This window comes from Escherichia sp. WS1368, assembly GCF_046487485.1.
Lineage (GTDB): Bacteria > Pseudomonadota > Gammaproteobacteria > Enterobacterales > Enterobacteriaceae > Escherichia > Escherichia coli.
Genome location: NZ_JBJQJI010000019.1, coordinates 47,316 through 56,881, shown reverse-complemented (window position 1 = coordinate 56,881; position 9,566 = coordinate 47,316). Strand labels below are relative to the sequence as shown.

The window sequence follows — 9,566 nt, the reverse complement described above, 5'->3', positions numbered from 1 at the left end:
CTTCAAACTGAAAGAGGGTGAAGATCCGGGATACACCCTCTACGACCTCTCTGAACGTCTGCGTCTGCGCGGCTGGCAGGTTCCGGCCTTCACTCTCGGCGGTGAAGCCACTGACATCGTGGTGATGCGCATTATGTGTCGTCGCGGCTTCGAAATGGACTTTGCTGAACTGTTGCTGGAAGACTACAAAGCCTCCCTGAAATATCTCAGCGACCACCCGAAACTGCAGGGTATTGCCCAGCAGAACAGCTTTAAACATACCTGATAACATAACGTTGTAAAAACCGAATGCCCAACCTTTAAAAAACAGTTGGGCATTCGGTTGCTTATTAATAGCAATAATATATTGGCTGTCTATTCATCGTGTTGATAAGATATATGTTATATGAATGTTTATTCAATGTAGCGAATATTTTAATGTCACTACAAGGGATTATTTGCTTACTATTAATTTCACTGCGTTCTTAAGCACGCCTTTTGTATTATAAATCCAGTCATCCTGCCCGTAGATTATCATCCTGTTTTCCCGCTTCGTTTAAATTTATTTATCAATCAATTTGACTTAAGAGGGCGGCGTGCTACATTAATAAACAGTAATATGTTTATGTAATATTAAGCCAACTATGCAATCACTACATGGGAATTGTCTAATTGCGTACGCAAGACATAAATATATTCTCACCATGGTTAATGGTGAATATCGCTATTTTAATGGCGGTGATCTGGTTTTTGCGGATGCAAGCCAAATTCAAGTGGATAAGTGTGTTGAGAATTTCGTATTAGTTTCAAGAGACACGCTTTCATTATTTCTCCCGATGCTCAAGGAGGAGGCATTAAAACTTCATGCACATAAAAAAGTTCCTTCATTACTCGTTCATAACTGTACCAGAGATATTCCTGTTTTTCAGGAAGTTGCGCAACTATCGCAGAATAAGAATCTTCGCTATGCAGAAATGCTACGTAAAAGGGCATTAATCTTTGCGTTGTTATCTGTTTTTCTTGAGGATACGCAGTTTATACCGTTACTTCTGAACGTGTTGCAACCGAATATGCGAACACGAGTTTGTACGGTCATCAATAATAATATCGCCCATGAGTGGACATTAGCCCGAATCGCTAGCGAATTGTTGATGAGTCCAAGCCTGTTAAAGAAAAAATTGCGCGAAGAAGGTACGTCATATTCACAGTTGCTTACTGAGTGTAGGATGCAGCGTGCTTTACAACTTATTGTTATATATGGTGTTTCAATTAAGCGAGTTGCAGTATCCTGTGGATATCACAGCGTGTCGTATTTCATTTACGTTTTTCGAAATTATTATGGGATGACGCCCACAGAGTATCAGGAGCGATCGGCGCAGGAATTACCGAACTGTGGCTCGGCGGCAAGTATGGCTGCGCAAGGGAATTTTTACGGCACTGACCGTTCTACGGAAGGAATAAGATTATAGAGTTTTACTCAGACATAAAAAAAACCCGGCATAGGGGACCGGGAAGAGGATAGTCTGCCGTCTCCAGACTAATAAACCGTTATAACACTCCCTGTTGGCACGGGAAACTTTGTGCTCTCAGTAAGTTAAATATAACTTTTACTGGAAATAAGATCAGCCATTTTTTTATAAACATAAGCTATACGCTGTGCGAAAATATATTCGTGTTGCATTTACTTATTATCAATTAACTGTTATGCAAAACTACTTTGTGGATAAATTTTGGTCCTACCAAATCTGGCAGTTTTTGCGCTAAGAAACAGTCTGGCATCATTTCATTAGTATACTGAAATTGAAATAATCGCAGTAATGAAATATAAGGGATAGTCATGACTCATGTCTGCTCGGTGATCCTCGTTCGTCGTTCATTCGATATTTATCATGAACAGCAAAAAATATCGTTGCACAACGAGAGTATCCTGTTACTGGATAAAAATTTGGCAGACGATTTTGCGTTTTGTTCACCGGATACGCGACGACTGGATATCGATGAGCTGACAGTTTGCCATTACTTACAAAATATTCGTCAGATACCACGCAATTTAGGGTTACATAGCAAAGACCGTCTGTTAATTAACCAGTCACCCCCCATGCCGCTGGTGACGGCGATTTTTGATAGTTTCAATGACTCCGGGGTAAATTCACCGATACTGAGCAAAATGCTCTATCTTTCCTGTTTATCGATGTTTTCTCATAAGAAAGAACTGATCCCCTTACTTTTCAATAGTATCAGTACTGTTTCAGGAAAAGTTGAACGCCTTATTAGCTTTGATATCGCCAAACGTTGGTATCTGCGCGATATCGCGGAAAGAATGTATACCAGCGAGAGTCTAATCAAAAAAAAGTTGCAGGATGAAAATACCTGTTTCAGTAAAATATTACTCGCCTCCAGGATGTCGATGGCCAGACGATTACTCGAGTTACGTCAAATTCCTCTGCATACTATTGCGGAAAAATGTGGCTATAGCAGTACATCGTACTTTATAAACACATTTCGACAATATTATGGTGTAACGCCACATCAGTTTGCGCAACATTCGCCAGGTACCTTTTCCTGACATATTTTGCATTTGAATATTGGTCAGGATCTCACACCTGCTTCATGTGAAACTCTTCCCTGATGATTTCTGCCGGGCTACCGGCTAGTTCTCTTTCGCAGTTTGCCAGGCGGTATAGGTATTTTCAGGAGGAAAAGACTCGGCATGTTTGGGATTATTAAGCTGACAATTCATACGATTACGGGAATGTGGGTCAGTATTGTGTTGTTTAAATTGATGACGAATGGCTGGAGTGGTTTCTACTTTCAGTGCTGTGTACTAAGCCTGGTATTCCTGACGGTTAGCTGGTTGTTGAGTGGTGAATGGTTAGCGGGAAAGAGTAAGGCTGAACCCTCACGTTCAACCTTACTCTCATTTACACGTTACGCTTTTTTAAAGCGGGCAAAGAGATGTTCCACTACAACGAAAAAGACCGGAACGAAGTAAATTGCCAGCACTGTTGCGGCAAACATCCCGCCCATCACGCCGGTACCTACCGCGTTTTGCGCGCCAGAACCGGCACCATGACTGATAACCAGCGGCAGCACGCCGAGAATAAAGGCCAGAGAGGTCATCAGGATTGGGCGTAAACGCATCCGCGCCGCTTCGATGATTGCCTCTATCGGCGTTTTCCCTTCTTTCTGCATCATCTCAACGGCAAATTCGACAATCAGGATGGCGTTCTTGGCGGAAAGCCCGATGGTGGTCAGCAAACCAACCTGGAAGTAGACGTCATTACTTAAGCCGCGTAGATCGGTGGCCAGTAATGCGCCAACGACGCCTAACGGTACAACCAACATCACCGAGAACGGAATTGACCAGCTCTCATAAAGTGCGGCGAGGGCGAGGAACACCACGACCAGTGAAATGGCATACAGCGCGGGAGCCTGATTTGAGGATAACGCTTCCTGATACGACAGTCCGGTCCATGAGTAGCCGACGCCTGCCGGAAGTTTAGCGACCAGGTCTGCCATAAATTTCATGGCGTCACCGGTACTTTTCCCGGCCGCCGCTTCACCTAAAATCTCCATTGACGGGATGCCGTTGTAGCGTTCCAGTCGCGGTGAACCATAGGTCCATTCGGTAGACGAATAGGCCGAAAGCGGTGCCATCGTGCCAGAGGCGTTGCGTACATACCATTGGTTGATGTTATCCGGCAACATACGGAACGGCGTGCCTGCCTGGACATACACTTTTTTCACCCGCCCCTGGTTGAGGAAGTCGTTCACGTAGCTGCTGCCGAAGGCGGTGGAAATTGTCTGGTTGATATCAGACAGCGCCACACCCATAGCCTCGGCTTTCGCGGCGTTGACGTTCACTTTGAACATCGGCGTATCTTCCAGGCCGTTCGGGCGTACACCGGTGACTTGATTCGGTGATTGCGCTGCCAGTGATAACAGCTCGTTTCGCGCCTGGGTTAGTTTTTCGTGCCCCAGGTTACCGTTGTCCAGCAGTTCCATATCAAAACCTGACGCGGTACCCAGTTCAGCCACCGCGGGTAAGTTGAACGGGAAGACGACGGCTTTATTGATACTGCTTAACGCAATCATTGCCCGCTGAATGATCGCGGTAACCGAGTTTTCCTCACCGACACGTTCAGACCACGGCTTGAGACTGATAAACGCCAGGCCGTTGTTTTGCCCCTGGCCGCTGAAGCCAAAGCCGCCAACGGTAAATACCGACTGAACATTATCTTTCTCTTTAGTCAGATAATAATCCGTCACCTGTTGCAGCACTTTCGTGGTGTTAACCATGGTGGCACCGGAAGGTAACTGCGCGGTGGTCATAAATACCCCCTGATCCTCTTCTGGTAAGAAAGAGGTCGGCGTGCGCAGGAACAGCACCGCCATCCCGGCGCAAATCAGCAGGTAGACCACCATGTAGCGACCGGTACAACGCAACAGCGAGCGGGTACTGTCGGTATAGTGCTGAGTTGATTTTTCAAACAGCGTGTTGAAGCGTGCGAACAGGGCGTTAGGTTTGTGACCGCCTTCCGGCGCGGCTTTCAGAATGGTGGCGCACAGGGCAGGGGTCAGGCTCATTGCCACAAATACTGAAAGCAGCATGGAGGAGATCAGCGTGATGGAGAACTGGCGGTAGATCTCCCCGGTTGCACCGCTCATAAAGGCCATCGGCATAAACACTGCGGAAAGAACAACGGCAATCCCGACCAGCGCACGTTGGATCTGCCCCATCGATTTATGCGTCGCTTCCTTCGGCGGTAGTTTATCTTCCGCAATGACACGCTCGACGTTCTCCACCACCACGATGGCGTCATCCACCAGTAACCCTATCGCCAGCACCATCCCGAACATAGTTAACGTGTTGATGGTGAAACCGACCGCCGACAAGATCGCAAACGTCCCGAGAATAACCACCGGTACGGCAATCGTCGGGATGATTGTGGCACGGAAATTCTGCAAAAACAGATACATGACCAGGAAGACGAGGATGATAGCCTCAACCAGTGTTTTAAAAACTTCCTGAATAGAAATTTCGATAAACGGCGTGGTGTCGTAAGGATAAACCGTCTTCAGACTTGCGGGGAAATAGGCTGATAAGCGGTTCAGCTCCTCTTTGACTGCCCGCGAGGTATCCAGGGCGTTTGCTCCGGCAGCCAGTTTGATGGCGATCCCGGCAGCAGGTTTGCCGTTATAGCGCGCCACGGTGGAATAGTCTTCCGCTCCAAGTTCGACGCGGGCGACATCACGCAGCAGCACTTGCGAACCATCTTGCTGAACTTTCAACAGGATTTTGCCAAATTCTTCCGGCGTTTGCAGACGCGTCTGCACAATGATCGAGGCGTTTAGTTGCTGGTCTGCCGCCTGTGGCATGCCACCCAGTTGACCACCAGAAATCTGGTTGTTCTGCACCTTAATCTGGGAAATAACATCGGAAGGTACCAGATTGTATTTATTGAGTTTTTGCGGGTCCAGCCAGATACGCATGGCGTACTCGGAACCAAAGAGCTGTACGCTACCAACGCCCGCGGTACGGCTTAGCGGGTCTTTGATATTAGACGCTACATAGTCCGCGATATCGTACTGGTTGAGGCTGCCGTTATCAGAAATAAACGCCGCTACCATCAGGATATTACTGCTCGACTTATCGACGCTAATCCCCTGCTGCTGCACCGCTTCAGGTAATGAAGGCATAGCGAGCTGCAGTTTATTTTGCACCTGAACCTGTGCGATATCAGGCGATGTCCCAGTCTCGAAGGTCAGAGTGATAGAGGCATTGCCCGCCGCATCACTGGTTGAAGACATGTACATCAGGCCATCAAGCCCATTCATATTTTGCTCAATCACCTGAGTGACCGAGTCTTCTACCGTTTGCGCATCGGCACCTGGATAGGTTGCGCTGACGGTTATGGTCGGTGGCGCAATCTGCGGATACTGCGCAACCGGTAAGTTCATGATCGCCAGACCGCCTGCAAGCATCATAATAATGGCAAGTACCCAGGCAAAAACCGGGCGATCAATAAAATAGTTAGCCATGAAAGTCCCCTTAAGCCTGCAACGTTATTGTTTCGATTCGGTGCTGGCGTTTTCCTGGCTGGAGGAAATTGCTCGTGCTTTGATACCCGGACGAATGCGTTGCAAACCGGAAACGATCACCCGATCGCCAGCCTGCAAGCCAGAGGTGACAACCCACTGGTCGCCGATGGCTTTGCTGGCTTCGATTTCGCGTAGCTGCACGACATCGTCTTTATCCAGAATGAGCGCCGTTGCTTTACCCTGGGCGTTGTGGGTGACGCCTTCCTGCGGCACCAGTAATACATTCTGGCGGCTACCTTCATCCACTAATGCCGTAACGTACATGCCAGGCAGCAAGTCACCATTTGGGTTGGGGAAAATCGCCCGTAACGTCACGGAGCCCGTGGTTTCATCCACCGTCGGGTCGGAGAATTTCAGCGTGCCGGTCTGGCTGTAACGTTTACCATTTTCCAGATTGAGCTGTACTGGCGTACTGCCCTGAACCTGTTTGATTTGCCCACTGGCGACCTCTTCTTTCATACGCAAGAAATCCTGCACCGACTGCGTGAGATCGACATAAATCGGGTCCAGACGTTGTACGGTAACCAGCGAATCTGCCTGATTAGCGGTAACGAGTGCGCCGACGGTCACCGACGATTTCCCGCTGACGCCCGTAATCGGCGAGGTGACATTCGCGTATTGCAAATTGATCGTCGCCTGTTCAACAGCCGCTTTGGCGACGGTGACATTGGCTTCTGCTTCATTCAGCTGGGTGCGCGCGGTGTCGTAATCCTGACGGCTAACGTAGTTGGTCTTCAGCAACGATGCCTGGCGGTTAAAGGTGATGCGGGCATTGCTGGCGGTAGAGAGCGCTTTCGCCAGCGTGCCTTTGGCGGAGTTCAGCTCGGCCTGTAAAGGTGCAGGATCAATCTGATACAGCGAATCGCCCTGGTTCACTTTATCGCCTTCGATAAAGTTGCGTTTAATGATAATACCGCCAACCTGGGGACGTATCTCGGCAACTTCATAAGGAACGGTTCTACCGGGCAATTCGCTCAATACATTGACCGAACCGGGGGAGAGTGTGACGACACCGACCTCAGGCGTCATGGCGGCGGCGTTTTCCGCCGATTTGTCATCGCAGGCGGTGAGCATCGCGCCGCAGAATAACAACGGTATTAACAGCTTTCTTCTTCTGTTCATTTTAGTCCCTGAAAATTCTTGAGAAATAACGGTTCTTTAAATTGCGCGCGAGGAGAGATATGAGGGATTTACAGACCAGCGGCATAGTGGGGTTGTCAGCCAGTAAGGTGGGATACAGGCATAGTGATCGACATGGTGAGGTCAACGACAAAAAAAATGTTGCCGTTCTGCCAACAGTTCCTGCCAGCATTCGGGCAACGAAGGGTTCTACTGGTGGATACACATACCAGGGGAATAAAGTCGTTTTAACCTCTCCTTTAGTAATCACCGGGGGTAATGAAATCAGCATCTGCATCCCTCGTCATGCCAGCCATCAATTTCAGTTGCTTATGTCCTGACTAAAAATAAGATGTGATACCCAGGGTGACGATGTCGCTCATACGTCTTAGTTTCAGCTTGTACATAATGTTGAATTTCTGAATCTTTAATGTTTGTTGCGAAATATTGAGCGTCGACGTGATATTGCTTTCATTTTTATTTTTCAGAATCAGTTGCATAATTTTGAACTGATTATGTGAAAAACATAATTGTGAATTCTTATGGGGCAAGTGTTTACCATAAGTAATCTCAAGAAGATTTTTGATACTTTCTTTGCGGCTGACAAAATAAATAGGCGCTTTAGCTTTTAGTTTACTGATGTGATAAGGTGCCAAAACAATAATTCTCTCGGCATCTAATTTCTCCAGAAATTTAATCGCTTCTTCATCAAGGATATGATTGTGATAGGTATCAATGATAACCTTGAAGGGTTTATTGCCTACTTTTTTGATCTCTGACAGGGAATTGATTTTTATCATTTCGTGATTATCTTTCAACTGCCAAAAGCCCTGTAAAAGAAAAGAATCTTTCGTCATGAGAAAAATCATAACTTGCTCCTTAGCCGTTATCGTTTCGAACATGTCATCCTTTTCATTATTTACATCCTTGTCCGAATCGTTGTTCAATATAGTAAACGCCTATAAGAACTTTGCCCTTCGTGAACTAATACGTCTATTAACACTAATCAATGCTTCAGATTTATCCATCACACACTCCATATATTGATCCTAAGTAAAATTCCTGGTTGTTATCAGTTTGTAAACGGCAAACAAAAACTTAACGTTTACGGATTACTGCCCAAGAATAAGTTATCAATAACCAGTTTGTGATCTCTGAAGAATATTACTAAAGTTAAAATGTAATCCGATTTAAATATCGAGTCTCCTTGTTTCGACTTAAGCTGGCAATTGGATTGCCAGCTTTCTTTTAACGCATTGAAATTACCTGAGTAAATAACTCATTCATGTCTTCAGGTTTTTATATAGCGTCTGGAGACACGGATATTTATGCAATGTAATCAACGCCAGTTGCAAAAAATGAACCCGGATTACTTATTTAACCGCCCATAGCATCAACGCTTACGGAACTCTTTGTTCACTTTCCCACAGCACTTTTAAAACATTAAACCTGACTACGGAAAATATCAGCCATGATAATGTTTGAAATGGCTAATTTGCCATGGAATGAAAAAAATTAGATGAAATTCAGTAGGTTGAAATAATCATCAGCAGGTAATTATTTCAATGATAGTGCGCAATTGATCTACAACGCTGTGTAGCGGAGAGAGTATTAATCGGATCATAGTCACATCAAGTGACTATGATCCGGGTGACAACAGGAATAATTATTGCTGCTTAACGAACAAACTGGCGAAGCTGAACAGGCTGGCGGCGCTAAATATCAGTTCAATACCCACCAGTGTGGAAACCAAAGTTACAGACACCATCGGCGTTGCACCAAGGAATATCCATGCAATGACGATATCCAGCACACCAATAACGAGCTGTAGCCAGCTGCCTTTCATTGAACGCTGACGATACCAACTCATCAGGCGAATAACCCCTGCAACACAGAACAAACCGGCAATAAATGCCGCAATGGCAAAAATGCCCAGCTCCGGTGCGCGGATGAAGAAATAGCCGATCAATAAATAGGCGACTGCGACGAGGAAACCGGATAATACCGGCCAGAAATTATGACTGCGGTTGCTGAATAATCCAACAATAAGCGCAACGCCCGAGCAGATTAATAATGCACCCACTACCGTGCTTAAAATATCGCCAGAGACGAACGGGAAACTGATACACAGCAACCCGACGATAAACAGCAACACGGCAATAAACTGGATTGCTCTGCGATGCTTTTTCAGCATCTCCAGATCAAACTTCAAAATTGTTGCCTTATCTATATATAACATAGAACCACCCTATAAAATTAAGAAGAAAATCCCCTGCTATCAATCTATGCCAAAAACGCGTCTAAGAATGCAGTCGATTTAATAAAAATTTCCTAATTACAGTATCTGATGCATCTGTAACTCATTG

General features: G+C 46.2%; 7 protein-coding genes and 1 pseudogene. 4 read left to right on the top strand and 4 right to left on the bottom strand.

The annotated features are described in order from the left end of the window. The 3 genes and pseudogenes from ACJHYD_RS21685 to gadW form a co-directional block, all read left to right on the top strand. Nucleotides 1-265: pseudogene (locus ACJHYD_RS21685) on the top strand (glutamate decarboxylase); the annotation flags it as partial. A gap of 358 nt (nt 266-623) precedes the next feature. After that, on the top strand, nt 624-1,448 hold the full coding sequence (gadX, locus tag ACJHYD_RS21680) for an acid resistance transcriptional activator GadX (protein ID WP_001551804.1): 825 nt from the start codon (nt 624-626) through the stop codon (nt 1,446-1,448). Nucleotides 1,449-1,816: 368 nt separating this feature from the next. Next, nucleotides 1,817-2,545: an acid resistance transcriptional activator GadW gene (gene gadW, locus ACJHYD_RS21675; RefSeq protein WP_000150006.1), complete on the top strand. Its 729-nt coding sequence runs from the start codon at nt 1,817-1,819 to the stop codon at nt 2,543-2,545. Nucleotides 2,546-2,907: 362 nt separating this feature from the next. On the opposite strand, the gene mdtF is transcribed toward gadW, so the two are convergent. Continuing rightward, nucleotides 2,908-6,021 carry a multidrug efflux pump RND permease MdtF gene (gene mdtF, locus ACJHYD_RS21670; RefSeq protein ID WP_000024872.1) on the bottom strand — a complete coding sequence of 1,038 codons (3,114 nt, stop codon included), beginning with the start codon at nt 6,019-6,021 and terminating at the stop codon, nt 2,908-2,910. 24 nt (nt 6,022-6,045) lie between these two features. Then, nucleotides 6,046-7,155, bottom strand: a complete 1,110-nt coding sequence (gene mdtE / locus ACJHYD_RS21665) for a multidrug transporter subunit MdtE (RefSeq protein WP_306174501.1) — start codon at nt 7,153-7,155, stop codon at nt 6,046-6,048. Between the two features lie 107 nt (nt 7,156-7,262). On the opposite strand from mdtE, the gene ACJHYD_RS21660 reads away from it, so the two are divergent. After that, nucleotides 7,263-7,541: a hypothetical protein gene (locus tag ACJHYD_RS21660; RefSeq protein ID WP_001551801.1), complete on the top strand. Its 279-nt coding sequence runs from the start codon at nt 7,263-7,265 to the stop codon at nt 7,539-7,541. On the opposite strand, the gene gadE is transcribed toward ACJHYD_RS21660, so the two are convergent. After that, the gene (gadE, locus tag ACJHYD_RS21655; RefSeq protein ID WP_000576690.1) at nt 7,542-8,069 is read right to left on the bottom strand and encodes an acid resistance transcriptional activator GadE; all 528 of its coding nucleotides are present in this window, start codon (nt 8,067-8,069) and stop codon (nt 7,542-7,544) included. It abuts the gene before it with no gap. A 797-nt stretch (nt 8,070-8,866) separates the two neighbouring features. Further along, nucleotides 8,867-9,439, bottom strand: coding sequence for an acid-resistance protein HdeD (gene hdeD, locus ACJHYD_RS21650; protein ID WP_000965681.1), 573 nt, complete (start codon nt 9,437-9,439; stop codon nt 8,867-8,869). Between the last annotated feature and the right edge of the window lie 127 nt (nt 9,440-9,566).